This is a genomic window from Lentzea sp. NPDC036955, from assembly GCF_055608005.1.
The window spans coordinates 458,462-473,916 of sequence record NZ_JBVJRC010000007.1; the positions used below are offsets into that span (position 1 = coordinate 458,462).

A 15,455-nucleotide genomic window follows, 5' to 3' on the forward strand; every position below is an offset into this window, starting at 1 on the left:
GGGTGTTACGACCGCGTTTCGCCGCGTTCACGGCTTCGGTTCGGTCACCTCACGGCGCCGGTCCGGTCACGAGGCGTGTCCCGCCCCGCTCACCCGCCCGTGACGTGAACCGCGCCCCCGGCGTACACACCGGGGGCGCGGTTCACGACGGGTGACGGACTAGAACGGGCCCACCGTGACCTTCGGCTTCGCCGACAGCACGGCCGGCTCGAGCGGCGGCTCGACGGCGGCGCAGGTGGTGCCGTTGCGCGGCAGCTTCAGCGACAGCAGGTACTCGTTGTTGATCTTCAGCGTGCACTCGCTGCGGTCGTAGACGCCGTGGCCCCAGCCCTCGTAGGTGACGAAGACGGTGGTGTCACGGGACTGCCGGTGCGCGTTGACGGCCCACTCGTACACCGTCGCCGTGTCGTAGCGCGAGTTGGTGAGCAGGATCTTCGGCGCGTTCTTGATCTTCAGCGGGCGCTGGGCGTTGGTGGCCTTCGGGAAACCGACGCAGCCCATCATGGCGCCGTGGCCGATCGACGAACCACGGGTGTTCGGCGCGACGCGGTTCTCCAGGGCGTTGAGGGCCTGGTACTCGCCCCACGAGCCGACGCGCAGGTTGTAGTCGTTGCAGAAGATGCCCGCGAACGGGTTCTCCGCGGTCTCCCCCGCGGCGAAGGCCTTGGCGGGCGCCGGCGCACCGGCCACGAGCGTCGCGATCCAGTCGGCGAACGGCTTGAACGACGGGCCGTAGCCCATGCCGACGACGTTGGCGCCGAGGTTCTCCGCGGTGATCTTGCGGCCGCTCTCGTCGACGAGCTCACCGCGGTCGGCCCTGGCGAGCAGGTCCTTCCAGATCTTGCGGAGGTCCTTGCCGTAGAACGGCGAGGCCGGCGTGCGGTCGCTCCACTTGACCCACTCGTTGAACATGTCGTCCGCGCCACGCGCCTCGGTCTCGAGGAACTTCCACGTGCCGAGGCTGTGGTCCATGTTCGAGTCGATGATCATGGCGCGGATGTTGCGGCCGTACTGCTCCGCGTAGTGCTGGCCCATGATCGTGCCGTACGAGACGCCGTAGTAGTTGATCTTCTGCTCGCCCAGCGCGCGCCGGATCGAGTCGATGTCGTGCGCCACGTCCCTGGTGGAGGCGTGGTCGAAGATCGCACCGGACTGCTTGCGGCAGTCCGCGCGCAGCTCCTTGTTGAACGCGACCAGCCGGTCGAACTCGGCCTTCGACTTCGGGTACTCCGACGGCGACTTCTGCAGCAGGTCGAGCGAGCACTTGATCGGCTGGCTGCGTGCGACACCGCGCGGGTCGAACCCGATGACGTCGAACCTGTCGACGATCTCCTTGCTGAAGTACCGGTCGGCGCCGAAGGAGAAGTCGACGCCGGAACCGCCCGGCCCACCGGGGTTGATGACCATGGCGCCGATGCGCTGCGCCGGGTCGTTCGCCTTGCGCCGCGACACGGCGAGCTGGAACTTCTCGCCGTTCGGCTTCGCGTAGTCGATCGGCAGCGTCAGGAACCCGCAGTCGACCGTCGGCACCTCCTCGCAGGGCTTCCAGTCGATCGCGCCGACCTTGAACTCCGGCTGTGCCTGCCCCTGCTCCGCCGCGGTGGCGAGCGGAGCCATGCCCAGAACCAATGCAGAACTCGCGAGCGCGGCCCCGAAGACGCGCATCATCGGTTGCATGGATTTCCTCCCTAGATCCCCGATCTGGCGAGAGGAAACGCTTCCACCGTTCGTGTGATCCGTACAACCGACCGAAGTATGGGGGCGAATCAGACCGTAGTCGGACAACCACCCTCAGTTGGTCGTTTCAGACCACACCGTCCGCAGGTGAGCTAGGCCGTCACTCGTAGGGGTACCGAGCAGACGGAGCCTTGCCATCCCGCCGTCGGGGTGGATGTCGAGCCGCGCGTGGGTCACCTCCGGGGCGTCCACGAGGAACCGGTGCCGGGTGTCGGGTTGCAGCCGGGTCAGCGGCAGCACGTCGAACCACGCGTCCGGGTCCCGGCGCGCGTCGCAGCCGCTGACCGATGCCCAGCCCGGCGCGTTGCCCTTGAAGTGGCTGGTGTCGAGCTCGACCAGCCGCACCACGCCGGCCGCCGCGAGCTGCACGGACACCCAGTCGTTGCCGTCGTCGCGGCGGCGCGCGGTCTCCCAGCCCTCACCCATCACCGTCGCCTGACCGGGGGCGATGAGGTTGTTGGGCGAGCTGTAGAACATGTTGCTGCACCCCACGACGACCGCGCCGTTCTCCAGTGCCGCCAGGTCGACGCCGCCGACGAGCAGGCGCGGGTCGGCGACCGGCTGACCGTGCACGCGCAACCGGGCGACTCCGCCGTCCGGGTCGATGGTGAGGCGGACGTGCGTGACGCGGCGGTGCTCGGTGACGTCGAAGAAGTGCTTCTCGTCGCCCTGGAGCGGCGAGCGTCCGACCAGCGGGAACCACCCGGTGATCTCGTCGGCCGCCGGGTAGCCGTCGACCTGGGCGCCCTCGACCCAGCAGAACGGCGGGTAGTTGCCTTTGAAGAACGCCGTGTCGACGACGATCCCGCGCACCACGCCGGGCATGCCGAGCCGGACCACGGCCTGGTCGACACCGGGCTCCCGGCGGCGCCGGGTCTCCCAGCCGTCGTAGATCTGTCCTTTGTGACCGAAGGTGTAGACCTGGTAGACCGGCTCGGCGGGCTTGACCAGGTTCTCCCGCTCTGCGAACAGCTCGTCGTTCGCCCACACCACACCGCCGCCGACCGCGCGCGAGGCGAGGTCGGGCAGCCGGGTCCACTCCGTCATGCTTCTCCTCTGCGTAGCAGCTTGCCGGGGGTCGTGCCGGTCTCCTTGCCGCGCAACCACGTCTGCCGCACCACGCCGTGCAGCTCGCGCCCGTGGTAGGGCGTGACGGGGTTGCGGTGGTGCAGCGCGTTCCGGTCCACCACGAACGTCTGGTCCGGTGCGAACACCACGAGGTCCGCGTCCTTGCCGACCTCGACGGCGCCCTTGGTCGTGAGCCCGGCCTGTCGTGCCGGGTGCGCCGCCATCCAGCGCACGACGTCGGTGAGCCGGAAACCGCGGTCGCGGGCGCCCGTCCACACCGCGGGCAGGCCGAGCTGCAGCGACGCGATGCCGCCCCATGCCGTGGCGAAGTCGCCGGCCTTCAGCTCGGCGGTGCTCGGCGAGTGGTCGCTCACGACGAGGTCGACCACGCCGTCGCGCAGGCCCTGCCACAACGCCTCGCGGTTGACCTCCTCGCGGATCGGCGGGCAGCACTTGAACTCCGTCTGCCCGTCGCGGATCTCCTCGGCGGTGAACGTGAGGTAGTGCGGGCAGGTCTCCGCGGTGATCGGCAGGCTCTCCCGCTTCGCGGCCCCGAGGATCGCCAACGCGTCCGACGACGACAGGTGCAGGATGTGCGTGCGAGCGCCGGTCTTGCGGGTCAGCTCGACGACGTCGCTGATCGCCTTGTTCTCGGCCTCGCGCGGCCGGGACGCGAGGAACCCCGCGTAGTCCGGCTCGGAGTCGCGGACCGTGTGCGCGTCCTCGGCGTGCACGATGGTCAACGCGTCGAGCGCCGCCAACCGCCGCAACGCCACGTCGAGCTCCGGCACGGTCACCGCGGGGAACTCGTCGACGCCCGAGTGCAGCAGGAAGCACTTGAAGCCGAAGACGCCCGCCTCGTGCAACGGCTTCAGGTCGTCGAGGTTGCCGGGGACGATCCCGCCCCAGAACCCGACGTCCACCGAGACGTTGGCCGCGGCCTTGCGCTTGGTCTCCAGCGCCGCGACGTCGACGGTCGGCGGGATGCTGTTGAGCGGCATGTCGATGATGGTGGTGACGCCACCGGCGGCCGCCGCGCGGGTGGCGGTCTCGAAGCCCTCCCACTCGGTGCGGCCGGGGTCGTTGACGTGCACGTGCGTGTCGACGAGACCGGGCAGCAGCACCTCGTCGTCCGCGAGGCGCACGACGTTCGGCGACTCGATGAACGGTTCGACGGCGACGATCCGGCCGTCGGCGACACCGACGTCGCACGCGATCTCGCCCTGCGGGGTGACCACCCTGCGGGCGCGGAACACCAGGTCCATGTCCCTCACTCTGACACCCAGTCGCGCGCGATGCGACCACCGAGACCCACCAGCAGCTCCTCCGCCCGCGCCAGGCACCGGGTGAGGTCCGGTTCGACGTCCAGCAGCGCGTAGGCGGCCTTCAACCCCAGGTCACCGGGCTCGACCGAGCACTGCCCTGCCACCGCGACCACCGGCACGTCACCGGAGGCCCGCACGACCCCGTACGGCGCCTTCCCGTGCCTGGTCTGGGCGTCCAGCGAGCCCTCGCCGGTGATCACCAGCGACGCGTCCGCGACCGCTCGGGCGAACCCGGCCAGCTCCAGCACCACCTCGATGCCCGGCCGGAACCGGCCGCCCAGGCAGAGCGCCGCAAACCCGATCCCGCCGGCCGCTCCGGCTCCCGGCCGGTCCGCGAGCTCGGGTCCGGTCCGCTGCGCGAACGCCGCCAGCCGTTCTTCGAGGAGCTCCACCAGCTCGGGTGACGCCCCCTTCTGCGGGCCGTAGACGGCGGCCGCACCGGACGGTCCGAGCAGCGGGTTGTCCACGTCCGAAGCGAGCACCAGGTCGACGCCGTCGAACGAGGTGTCCCCGAGCGCTTCGAGCATGCCCGCACCCCCGTCGGTGCAGGCGCTGCCGCCCAGCCCGAGCACGACCGTCGTGCAGCCGACGTCCAGCGCGGCTCTCAGCAGCTCACCGACGCCGTGGCTGGTGGCGTCGAGCGGAGCGGGTTCGGCGAGCAACGTCAGCCCGGCCGCCGAGGCCACCTCCACCACGGCGGTCCGGTCCCGCACCGCGAACGACGCGGGCACCGGCTCGCCGACCGGTCCGGTGACCCAGCGCCCGACCCGGACGAACCCGGCGGCGACGGCGGCGTCGACCGTGCCGTCACCGCCGTCGGCCACCGGCAGACAACGCACGACCGCGTCGGGCACCGCCTCCCTCAGGCCGCGCGCGACGGCAGCGGCGACCCGCGGAGCGGTGAGCGATCCCTTGAACTTGTCCGGCGCAATGAGTACGCGGGGAGCTTTCGTACTCTCCTGGGGTGCGAAAGGGCCCCGCGTGCCATCGAATGGCGTCACGGGAGGGGCTCGTACTCGTGCATCGCGGCGATGGACGTGCCGTTGGCGGTGTTGCCCTCGCGTTCGATCATGATCTCCACGAGCACCGGCCGTGACGTGCGGTCGGCCTCCTTGCGAGCCCACTCCAGCGAGGAGCGGATCTCGCCGGGGTCGGCGACCCGGACGCCGGAGCAGCCGTAGGCCTCCATGATCTTGACGTTGTCCGAGCCCGTGGTGTCGTAGTGGATGTCGACCTCGTACCTCATGTCGTAGCCGCCGTGGTCCTCGGCCATCCGGATCAGGCCCAGGTACTCGTTGTTCAGCATGATCAGCACGAACGGCACGTCGTACTGCGCGCCGACCGCGAGCTCCTCCACGAGGAACTGGAACGAGTAGTCGCCCACGATGCCGACGACCTCGGCGTCCGGCCTCGCCTTCTTCACTCCGATGGCCGCCGGGATCTCCCAGCCGAGCGGGCCGGCCTGGCCGCAGACCTGGTAGTGCCGCGGCTTGTGCGCCTTCTGGTGCTGGCCGGACCAGATCTGGTAGAGCCCGATCGCGGTGACGAAGTAGGTGTCCGGGCCGTAGAACTCGTTGATCTCCTTGAACACCCGCGGCGCCTTGACCGGCACGGTGTCGAAGTCCTCGCGCCGCAGCAGCGTCCGCTTGAGCTCCTGGCAGCGTTCGACCCAGGCGCCCTTCTCCCGGGGACCGTGCTGCTTCGCCTCGTCCAGCAGGGCCCGCAGGAACAGCTTGGCGTCCGCGACGATCCCGAGGTCCGGCCCGAACACCTTGCCGATCTGGGTCGGCTCGACGTCCACGTGGATGAACCTGCGGTCACCGCGGTAGGTCGCGAGGTCGCCGGTGTGCCGGTCGCCGAACCGCGCGCCCAGCGCCAGCACCAGGTCCGACTCCAGGAACGACGCGTTGCCGTAGCGCTGCGAGGTCTGGATGCCGGTCATGCCCGCGTAGAGCGGGTGGTCCTCGTCGAGCGCGCCCTTGCCCATCAGCGTGGCCTGGACGGGGATCTGCAGGAGCTCGGCCAGTTCCAGCAGCTCAGCGGACGCCTCGCCCAGGACGACACCGCCACCGGCGAGCAGCAGCGGGCGTTCGGCGGCCAGCAGCATCTCCAGCGCGCGCTCGACCCGTGCGGCACTCGGAGCGCTCCGCTGCACCGGCAACGGTTCGTCGATCGTCGAGTCCCACTCGATCTCCTGCTTCTGCACGTCGATCGGCAGGTCGATCAGCACCGGACCCGGCCGGCCGGAGCGGGCGATCCGGAACGCCTCGCGGAAGATCCACGGCATCTGCGCGGCTTCCTTGACCTGCACCGCCCACTTCGTGACGGGCGCGGCGATCGAGACGATGTCGACGGCCTGGAAGGCCTCCTGGTGCAGCTTGGAGACCGCGGCCTGGCCGGTGATGCACAGGATCGGCACGGAGTCGGCCTGCGCGGTGTAGAGCCCGGTGATCATGTTCGTGCCGGCCGGGCCCGAGGTGCCGATCGCGACGCCGACGTTGCCGGTCGTGCGCGACCAGCCGTCGGCCATGTGCGTGGCGCCCTCCTCGTGCCGCACGATGAGGTGCTCGATGCCGCCGTCTTCCTCCATCGCCTTGTACAGCGGGAGGATCGCGGCGCCGGGGCAGCCGAACACGACGTCGACGCCCTCGGACCTGAGGACCTCGACGACCGCTTGCATGACGGGGATCTTCGGCATCTGTCAGGCCCTTCCCGCGAAGTTCTCGATGACCTTGAGCAGCGCGGAGTGGTCGAGTGAGCCGTACCCCTGCGCGCGGGCCGCCGCGACCAGTGCGGCGATCTGGTTGGTGACCGGCAGCGCGACGTCGGCGGCCCGTGCCGCGTCCAGTGCGATGCCCATGTCCTTGTGGTGCAGGTCGATCCGGAAGCCGGGCTGGAACTCGCGGGCGATCATCGACTCGCGCTTGAGGTCGAGGATCCGGTTCGCGGCGAGACCGCCGGCGAGCACGTCGAGGCCCGCCTTCGGGTCGACACCGCTCGCCTCCAGCAGCACGATCGACTCGGCGACCAGGGCGTAGATGCCGCCCACCATCAGCTGGTTGGCGGCCTTCACGACCTGCCCGGCGCCGTGCGGCCCGACGTGGACGACCGTCTTGCCGACGACCTCCAGGAACGGCCGCGCGGCCGCGAAGTCCCGCTCCTCACCGCCGACCATGATGCTGAGCGACGCCTGCACCGCGCCGGTCTGACCGCCGGACACGGGCGCGTCGAGCACCCGCACGTGCGCCATCCTCCGCGCGATGTCGATCGAGGTGGACGGGCGGATCGTGCTCATGTCGACCAGCAACGCGCCGTCGTCGAACGTCACCTCGTCGACGACGGCCTCGACCTGCGGGTGGTTCGGCAGCATCGTGATGACGACCTCAGCGCCGCTCACGGCCTCCTGTGCGGACGACGCGTCCTTGCCGCCGTCCGCGACCAGCTTGTCGAGCGAGGCCGGGCTGAGGTCGAAGCCCGTCACGTCGTGCCCCGCGGCCACCAGGTGGGCCGCCATCGGGCTGCCCATGATGCCGAGGCCGATGAAACCGATCTTCGTCATGCTTGGTCCCTCCACGCGAAGGAGTGGGTGACGGGCTTGTACTCGGCGCCGACGAAGCCGGTGTAGCCGTTGGCGCGGAGCTTCCGCAGGTGCCCGAAGAGGTCGAGCTCACCGGTACCGGGTTCACCGCGTCCGGGAGCGTCGGCGACCTGCACGTGACCGATGCGGTCCACGTGGCCGGCGAGCGCGTCGAGGTCGTCGCCGTTCGTGGCGAGGTGGTAGAGGTCCGCGAGCAGCTTCACGTTGCCGCGGTCGACCTCGTCGATCAGGTCGAACGCCTGCCGGGCGGTCTTGATCGGGTACCGCGGCGCGCCGCTCAGCGGTTCGACCACGACCTGCGCGCCGATCTCCGCCGCGACGTCGGCGGCGAAGCGGTAGTGGGAGATCGTCTGCGCGGTGGTCTCGAAGTTGCCGTGCAGCGCGTTGAGCGTGCGGCAGCCCAGCCGGCCCGCGATGGCCGCGGTGATCTCGACGTTCGCGCGGAACTCCGTCTCACGGCCCGGCCAGCTCGCCAGTCCCCTGTCCCCTGCGGCCATGTCGCCCGCGTAGAGGTTCAGGCCGACCAGGCGCACCCGCGCGTCCACGATCGCGTTCTCGAACGCCTCGACCTCGCGCGTCTCCGGTACGGCGTCCGCGAACGGCCACCAGATCTCGACCGCGTCGAACCCGGCGGCTCGCGCCGCTGCCGGGCGTTCCAGCAACGGCAGCTCCGTGAAGAGCATGGACAGGTTTGCGTCGAACATCTTCGGCGATTCCTTCCACATAGCGGAAGTTAGATTCCGTACAACGGAGACACTAGACATTCCGCGAGCCTCAGGTCAAGAATGTGGAAGTTCAATTCCGCGATGTAGAAACTTGGAGAGCCGTGGAGAGCTTCAACAGCGCCCCGGAGTCGGAACTCCGCCCCCTGCTCACCGAGTGCCTCGCGGTACCCCGCTGGGTCGACGCGATCCTGAACGGCCGGCCGTACGCGTCGGTCGATGCGCTCCTCGCGGCTTCTTCGGTTGCCGCACAAGGGCTTTCCGACGAGGAGGTGCTCGGTGCCATCGCCGGGCACCCGCGCATCGGCGAACGACAGCGCGGTGGCGGGGTGTCGGCGAGGTGGTCGCGGTCGGAACAGTCCGGTGTGGACAGCGGTGAGGTTGATCGCCTGGCGGCTGCGAACGCCGCGTACGAGGATCGGTTCGGGCACATCTACCTGGTGTGCGCGACCGGCCTGAGCGGTGCGGAGGTGCTCGACGACCTGTCCTCCCGGATGGACAACCCGCCGGACGTCGAACTCCGCGTCGTCAACGACGAACTCGCGAAGATCGCCGCGCTGCGGCTGCAGAAGCTGATCGGGAGCTGATCGACATGGCCATCGTCCTGGGCCCCAACCAGTACGGCAAGGCGGAGAACCGCCTCGTCACGGTGTCGCGCAACGGTTCGGTGCACACCATCAGGGATCTGACCGTCAGCACCTCGCTGCGCGGCGACCTCGCCGACACGCACCTCACCGGCGACAACGCCAAGGTGCTCGCCACCGACACGCAGAAGAACACCGTCTACGCCTTCGCGAAGGAGGCGCCGGTCGGGGAGGTCGAGGACTTCGCGCTGCGGCTCGGCCGGCACTTCGTCGGCTCGCAGGAACCGATCACCGGTGCGCGGATCCTCGTCGACGAGCACTCGTGGAACCGCATCGACGGGCACGACCACGCGTTCGTGCAGGGCTCGAACGAGAAGCGCACCACGGCCGTGACGATCGAGGGCGCGCAGGCGTGGGTCGTCTCCGGCCTGCGGGACCTGGTGGTGCTGAAGTCGACCGGGTCGGAGTTCCACGGCTACCCGAAGGACCCGTACACCACGTTGAAGGAGACCGACGACCGCATCCTCGCGACGTCGGTGACCGCGCGCTGGCGGTACACCGGCACGGACGTGGACTGGGCGACGTCGTTCACCGAGATCCGCTCGACGATGCTGAGGACGTTCGCGGACAAGCACTCGCTGTCGTTGCAGCAGACCCTCTACGCGATGGGCGAGGCGGTGCTGAACACCCGGCCCGAGGTCGCGGAGGTGCGGCTCTCCATGCCGAACAAGCACCACTTCCCGGTGGACCTCAGCCCGTTCGGCCTGGAGAACGACAACGAGGTCTTCTACGCCGCCGACCGCCCGTACGGCCTCATCGAGGGGTCGGTGCTGCGGGACGACGCCCCCGGCGCCGGTCGAGCCTGGAGTACTTTGCCAGCCTTCTGAACACCACCGGGGTGAACAGGCTCGCGGGCGGCGCGACCATGTGCACGACCCGGAGGAAGCGGCGGAACAGGTCGGGGTCGTGCACGATCCCGACCTGCCACTTCTTCAGGTACCAGCCGAGCAGGCCACCGCGCTTGGTTCCCACCCAGCCGCGGTCGGCGTTGCTCGACATCGCCCACGTCCCCCGCGTGGTCCGCGCGACCTGCCGCTGGAAGTCCCGGCAGCCCTTGGCGCTGAAGTCCCCGTGGCGGCGGAACAACAGCGCCTCCATCGCCGCGACGGTGATCCCCTGGCCGTACACGGGGTTGAACGCGCACACCGCGTCGCCCACCGCCACCAGCCCGCCCGGCCACCGCGCGGTGTCCTCGAAGGCGTTGCGGCGGCTGGCCGTGCGGGCGAACAGGTAGACGGGCGTGAGCGGTTCCGCGCCGGCGAGCAGCTCCGTGATGGGCACCCGCAACGACCCCAGGAACTCCCGGTAGCCCTCGGGGTCGCGCGGCGGGTGGTCACCGGCGGCGCCCTGCGCGGTCACCATGACCCGGCCGCCCTCGACGCGCATCGCCGCGACCCCGCGCCGCAGGTCGGGTGCGGACAGGCTTTCGGCGTACACCACCGGGAAGTCCGCCGGTGCGGTGTAGGTCCGGGTCGCGTACCCGGTGCGGGAGTCGACCACCTCGGGTTCCGGCGTGGTGATCCCCGCGGCGGCGAGCCAGTCCCGCAGCTTCGACGACCGGCCGGACGCGTCGACCACCAGATCGGCGTCCACCCGGCCGGCGCGGGTGAGCACGCCGTCCACGACGCCGTCGCGCATCGACAGCCCGGTGACGTGCACACCGGTCATGAACTGCGCCGTGACCCGGCGGCGGATGCGGGTCTCCAGCAGCGGGCGGCTGAGCGAGAGCAGCGGCATGCCCGTGGGTGCGGCGGCCAGCCAGCCGAGCGGGTTGAGGATTCGCATGTCCCCCGCGTCGGCGAGCTCCGCACCGGCCAGCACCAGCTCCTCGCGCAGACCGGGGAACAGCTCCTCCAGCAGCTCACCGCCGCGCACCAGCAACCCGTGCACGTGCCTGCCCTGCGGCACCCCGGCCCGGTACTCCGGTTCGCCGGACAGCTCGTCGCGTTCCAGGACCACCACGTCGTCGCACGTCTCGGTCAGCACCCTGGCGGCGAGCAAGCCGGCGATTCCCCCACCGATCACCACGGCCTTCATGGAGCCATTGAACCAGCGTTCAGCCGGGCGTCACCGGTTCTCGGACGAGCGCAGCGACATCTGCTGGTCGCGCCAGGAGTGGAACAGGTCGGACTCGCTGTACCAGTCCACCCCGGTCGGCCGCTTCCCCGTGGTCATGAACTCCACCAGCAGCTGCCGGTACAGGCCGAGCGGAACCCCCACGCCGGGCGGGAAGTCCGTGTACTTCTCGTTCACGTACGGCGCCTCTGGCGAGCCCTTCGGCCAGCCCATGAACTCGTTGTCGACGTAGTACAGGTAGCCCCACCCGCCGCGGACGGCGAGCACGACGTTGTGGTCAGGATCCCCCTCGGGGGTGAGCGGCCGGCCGAAGTGGTCGAGCGACCCGTCGTTGCACTCCGGCCGCCCCAACAGCCCGATCAGGGTGTCCACATCCGCTGCGCACGCGACGACCTGGTACCTGTGCTCCGCCGCGTCGAGGTCCGGCAGCCCGGTCCACAGGCCGGCTCGCATGCTCATGGGAGCCACCCTGCACCCATTGCCCACACCCGTCGACACCCGCTGCCAGAACCACCTGAACGGGCGAGCACCGGTCAGTCCGACCGGGCGGCGAGCCCCCGCAGCGCTGTTTCGTCGAGGCCCGTCGCCGCGTGCACCTCGGCCGGGTCGAGCGCCCCGCAGTCCACCGCGCGGAGGAAGAACGCCGACAACGCCCGAGCGGTCGCGGGTTCGTCCAGCACACCGCCGGCGACGCGCCGCACGTAGTCCTCCAGCCGCCGGGCGTCCGCGGCCAGCCCCTCCCGGTAGAAGGCGTACACGGCCGCGTAGCGCGTGACCAGCTGCGCCGGGTGCAGGTCCCAGCCCTGGTAGAAGCCGTGCTCCAGCGACCGCCTGGTCAGCTCGTAGTGGGTCAGCCAGCCGTGCTGCTTCTGCTCGCCGACCGGCAGCACGTTGGTCGACCCGTCGGACAGCCGCACGCCGGTGCCCGCCGCGGAGACCTGCATGACGTGCCGTGCGAAGTCGCACGCACCGTGCGCCAGGTGTTGTTGCGCCGCAGGCAACCCGCAGTCCGCGGTGTAGTCGTAGGTCCCGAAGTGCAGGCCGCTCACCCGGCCCCGTCCCGCGGCGATGAACCCCGGGATCGCGAGCCGGCCCTGGTCGTCCACGACGGACCGGGCGGTCTCGACCTGGATCTCGAACCGCAGGTCGCCGCCGAAGAGGTCGAGCACGTCCGCGAACACCTCGACCTGCTCGGCGGAGGTGACCTTCGGGAACGTGATCACGAAACCCGGCGGGACCTCTTCCAGCGCGGTCAGGAAGATGTCGAGCGTGCGCAGCCCGCGTTCGCGCGACGCCCTGGTGTCGAAGGACTTGATCCGCACGCCGAACGACGGCGGCGCGGTCCCGTTCTCCAGCCAGCGGGACACGATGTGCGCCGTGCTCTCGGCGTCCATGTCCTCGACGTCGTCCTCGGGCGCGCCGTAGCCGTCCTCGAAGTCGATCCTGAGGTCCTCGACCGGTTCCCGGCGCAGCTTCGCGCGGACCCGGTCGAGCACGCCGTCGGGCAGCTCCGGCAGCAGCTCCTCGTCGATGGACTCCAGTGCCTCGCGGCCCCAGTCGTCGACCGTGGACCCGATGAGGCGGCCGGCGGGCACGTAGCACGTGTGCACGGGCTGACGGCCCACCGGCACCTTGCGCTCCACAGTGGACAACCGCGCCGTGACCCGTGCGACGTCGTCGGGCGACAGGGATGTCTCGTACATCAGATGCGCTCGTAGGCGGGCAGTGTCAGGAAGTCGACGAAGTCGTCGGACAGCGCGACCTGCTCGAACAGCTCGGCCGCCGCGGCGACGTGCTCGCCCTCGACCCCGCCCTTGACCCGGTCCAGCACCTCGCGGACCACGTCGGCGGTCACCGGGGTGCCGTCGTCGAGCACGACGGAGTTGTGGACCCACTGCCAGAGCTGCGACCGGCTGATCTCCGCGGTGGCCGCGTCCTCCATCAGGTTGTGGATCGCCGCCGCGCCGTTGCCGCCCAGCCACGACGCGATGTACCGCACGCCGACGTCCACGGCGCTCTCCAGCCCGGCCCGCGTCGCCGCGCCGCCCGCCGACGTGAAGTCCAGCAGCTGCTCCGCGGTGACGCTGACCTCCGGGCGCTGCTTGTCGACCTGGTTGGGCCGGTCGCCCAGCACCCCGTCGAAGATCTCACGGCAAATCGGCACGAGGTCAGGATGCGCCACCCACGACCCGTCGAAACCATCGTTCGCCTCGCGCGTCTTGTCCTCGCGCACCTTGCGCAGCGCGTTCTCCGTGACCTCCGGGTCGCGCCGGTTGGGGATGAACGCCGCCATGCCACCCATGGCGAACGCACCGCGCTTGTGGCAGGTCTTCACCAGGAGCTCGGTGTACGCGCGCATGAACGGCGCCGTCATCGTGACGCTGTTGCGGTCCGGCAGCACGTAGTCCGCGCCCGCGTCCCGGAAGTACTTGATGACGCTGAACAGGTAGTCCCACCGTCCGGCGTTGAGCCCCGACGCGTGGTCGCGCAGCTCGTAGAGGATCTCCTCCATCTCGAACGCGGCGGGGATCGTCTCGATGAGCACCGTGGCGCGGATCGTGCCGTGCGGGACGCCCAGCAGCTGCTGAGCCGTGGTGAAGACGTCGTTCCACAGCCGCGCTTCGAGGTGCGACTCCATCTTCGGCAGGTAGTAGTAGGGCTTGCCCAGCTCCGCGTTGTGGAAGAAGTGCAGCCCGAAGTCCACGAGCGCGCCGACGGCGTTCTTCCCGCCGAACTGCAGGTTCCGCTCGTCGAGGTGCCACCCGCGCGGCCGCACGACGATCGTGGGGTACGGCCCGCCCTTGAGCCGGTACTCCTTGCCCTCCTGCGAGGTGAACTCGATCGTCTCGCGCGCCGCCTCGTACAGGTTCACCTGCCCCTGCACCACGTTGTCCCAGTGCGGGGTGTTCGCGTCCTCCAGGTCCGCGAGCCACACCTTGGCCCCGGAGTTGAGCGCGTTGATCGTCATCTTGCGCTCGGTGGGCCCGGTGATCTCGACCCGGCGATCCCGCAACGGCTCCGGCGCCGGCGCGACCTGCCACTCGCCCTCGCGGACGTCCCTGGTCTCCTCCAGGAAGCCGAGCGGCCGGCGGTCCTTGCGGCGGGCGAGCAACTCGTCGCGGCGCGCGGCGTGCGCCTCGTGCAGCTTCGCGACGAACTCAAGAGCCTCTGCGGTGAGGACCTGCACCTGGAGCCACCTCTCTCGGTTTTGCTGTGTGGACTATAGTTTCTGCATTGCGGAACGGCAACGGAAGGAGCCGCACGTGTCCACAGGTGGCGTGCAGTCCCTGCAGCGTGCCTTCGACCTGCTCGAACACCTCGCCGACGCCGGCGGTGAGGCGTCGCTGTCCGAGCTGGCCGTGTCCTCCGGCCTGCCGCTGCCGACGATCCACCGTCTCATCCGCACCCTCGTCACGCTCGGCTACGTGCGCCAGAACAGCAACCGCCGCTACACCCTCGGCTCGCGCCTGATCCGCCTCGGCGAGACCGCCTCCCGCCAGTACGGCACCTGGGCCCGCCCGTTCCTCTCGGCCCTGGTCGACTCGGTGGAGGAGACGGCGAACCTCGCCGTGCTGGACGGCGACGAGGTCGTCTACGTGGCGCAGGTGCCGTCGAAGCACTCGATGCGCATGTTCACGGAGGTCGGCAGGAGGCTGCTGCCGCACGGAACGGGCGTGGGCAAGGCGATGCTGTCGCAGCTCCCCCGCGACGACGTGCGCGCGCTGTTGGAACGCACCGGCCTCCCGGCCTACACCCCGAACACGATCACGGACGCCGCGGAGCTGCTGGACTCGCTCGACGAGATCTCCGCGCGGGGGTACGCGCTGGACGAGTCGGAGCAGGAGCTGGGGGTGCGCTGCATCGCGGTGCCGGTGATCGGCGGGCCGACGCTGGCCGCCGTGTCGGTGTCGGGGCCGGAGGGGCGGCTGACGAAGGACGCGGTGAACCGCATCCTGCCGGAGGTGCTGGCGGTGGCGAAGAAGCTGGCGGACCAGACCGCTACCGCCTGACGTGCATTTGGCCACGCCGACGCCGAAGGCGAGGCGTGAAGGCCTTTTCTCGGGCGGTTCCGCGGCGGGTGGCTTCCCCGTCTAGCGCTCCGATCGTCCTGCCGGGCCCGAGGAGGGATGTCAAGCAGGCACGCTTTTCGCCTGCTTGACATCCCTCCTCGGGTCTGGCGCGCTCTGGTGCGCTAGACGGGGCAGACGCCCACCGCAACGCAACCACCAACGCAACCGGCAGCCGCACAAAGCAACAGGCGTGCCATCAACCCACTCATCGCGCT

14 protein-coding genes are annotated in these 15,455 nt (G+C 70.2%); 3 read left to right on the plus strand and 11 right to left on the minus strand.

All coding sequences use genetic code 11. The features are described 5' to 3' along the window. Positions 1-159: 159 nt before the first annotated feature. From ACZ7CF_RS25910 to ACZ7CF_RS25940, 7 genes are all read right to left on the minus strand, one after another. Positions 160-1,677, minus strand: a complete 1,518-nt coding sequence (locus ACZ7CF_RS25910; RefSeq protein WP_458430607.1) for an alpha/beta fold hydrolase — start codon at positions 1,675-1,677, stop codon at positions 160-162. 114 nt (positions 1,678-1,791) lie between these two features. Continuing rightward, on the minus strand, positions 1,792-2,784 hold the full coding sequence (gene alc, locus ACZ7CF_RS25915) for an allantoicase (RefSeq protein WP_470370780.1): 993 nt from the start codon (positions 2,782-2,784) through the stop codon (positions 1,792-1,794). After that, entirely contained in the window at positions 2,781-4,070 is a 1,290-nt protein-coding gene (gene allB, locus ACZ7CF_RS25920) for an allantoinase AllB (protein ID WP_470370781.1), read from the minus strand. The genes alc and allB overlap by 4 nt, the downstream gene beginning before the upstream one ends. A 5-nt stretch (positions 4,071-4,075) precedes the next feature. Then, positions 4,076-5,062: a glycerate kinase family protein gene (locus tag ACZ7CF_RS25925; RefSeq protein ID WP_470370852.1), complete on the minus strand. Its 987-nt coding sequence runs from the start codon at positions 5,060-5,062 to the stop codon at positions 4,076-4,078. 65 nt (positions 5,063-5,127) lie between these two features. Then, positions 5,128-6,828 carry a glyoxylate carboligase gene (gene gcl / locus ACZ7CF_RS25930; RefSeq protein ID WP_470370782.1) on the minus strand — a complete coding sequence of 567 codons (1,701 nt, stop codon included), beginning with the start codon at positions 6,826-6,828 and terminating at the stop codon, positions 5,128-5,130. 3 nt (positions 6,829-6,831) lie between these two features. Continuing rightward, positions 6,832-7,689, minus strand: a complete 858-nt coding sequence (locus ACZ7CF_RS25935) for an NAD(P)-dependent oxidoreductase (RefSeq protein ID WP_470370783.1) — start codon at positions 7,687-7,689, stop codon at positions 6,832-6,834. Continuing rightward, on the minus strand, positions 7,686-8,432 hold the full coding sequence (locus tag ACZ7CF_RS25940; RefSeq protein ID WP_360391034.1) for a hydroxypyruvate isomerase family protein: 747 nt from the start codon (positions 8,430-8,432) through the stop codon (positions 7,686-7,688). The genes ACZ7CF_RS25935 and ACZ7CF_RS25940 overlap by 4 nt, the downstream gene beginning before the upstream one ends. 122 nt (positions 8,433-8,554) lie before the next feature. Here ACZ7CF_RS25940 and uraD point away from each other — a divergent pair, with 122 nt between their 5' ends. Together uraD and pucL are read left to right on the plus strand one after the other, a co-directional pair. Continuing rightward, on the plus strand, positions 8,555-9,037 hold the full coding sequence (uraD, locus tag ACZ7CF_RS25945) for a 2-oxo-4-hydroxy-4-carboxy-5-ureidoimidazoline decarboxylase (protein ID WP_470370853.1): 483 nt from the start codon (positions 8,555-8,557) through the stop codon (positions 9,035-9,037). A gap of 5 nt (positions 9,038-9,042) precedes the next feature. Beyond that, entirely contained in the window at positions 9,043-9,921 is an 879-nt protein-coding gene (pucL, locus tag ACZ7CF_RS25950; protein ID WP_360391040.1) for a factor-independent urate hydroxylase, read from the plus strand. Here the strand turns inward: pucL and ACZ7CF_RS25955 are convergent. The 4 genes from ACZ7CF_RS25955 to aceB form a co-directional block, all read right to left on the minus strand. Next, positions 9,848-11,131 (minus strand): FAD-dependent oxidoreductase, encoded by a 1,284-nt coding sequence (locus ACZ7CF_RS25955; protein WP_470370784.1) that lies wholly within the window; start codon positions 11,129-11,131, stop codon positions 9,848-9,850. The genes pucL and ACZ7CF_RS25955 overlap by 74 nt on opposite strands. Positions 11,132-11,161: 30 nt before the next feature. Beyond that, entirely contained in the window at positions 11,162-11,629 is a 468-nt protein-coding gene (locus tag ACZ7CF_RS25960) for an Imm1 family immunity protein (protein WP_470370785.1), read from the minus strand. A gap of 74 nt (positions 11,630-11,703) precedes the next feature. Continuing rightward, positions 11,704-12,873 carry a DUF6986 family protein gene (locus ACZ7CF_RS25965; RefSeq protein WP_360391047.1) on the minus strand — a complete coding sequence of 390 codons (1,170 nt, stop codon included), beginning with the start codon at positions 12,871-12,873 and terminating at the stop codon, positions 11,704-11,706. Then, positions 12,873-14,357 carry a malate synthase A gene (aceB, locus tag ACZ7CF_RS25970; RefSeq protein ID WP_360391050.1) on the minus strand — a complete coding sequence of 495 codons (1,485 nt, stop codon included), beginning with the start codon at positions 14,355-14,357 and terminating at the stop codon, positions 12,873-12,875. Before aceB ends, ACZ7CF_RS25965 begins: the two co-directional genes overlap by 1 nt. 76 nt (positions 14,358-14,433) lie before the next feature. Here aceB and ACZ7CF_RS25975 point away from each other — a divergent pair, with 76 nt between their 5' ends. Beyond that, the gene (locus tag ACZ7CF_RS25975; RefSeq protein WP_360391053.1) at positions 14,434-15,180 is read left to right on the plus strand and encodes an IclR family transcriptional regulator; all 747 of its coding nucleotides are present in this window, start codon (positions 14,434-14,436) and stop codon (positions 15,178-15,180) included. The last annotated feature ends 275 nt before the right edge of the window (positions 15,181-15,455 follow it).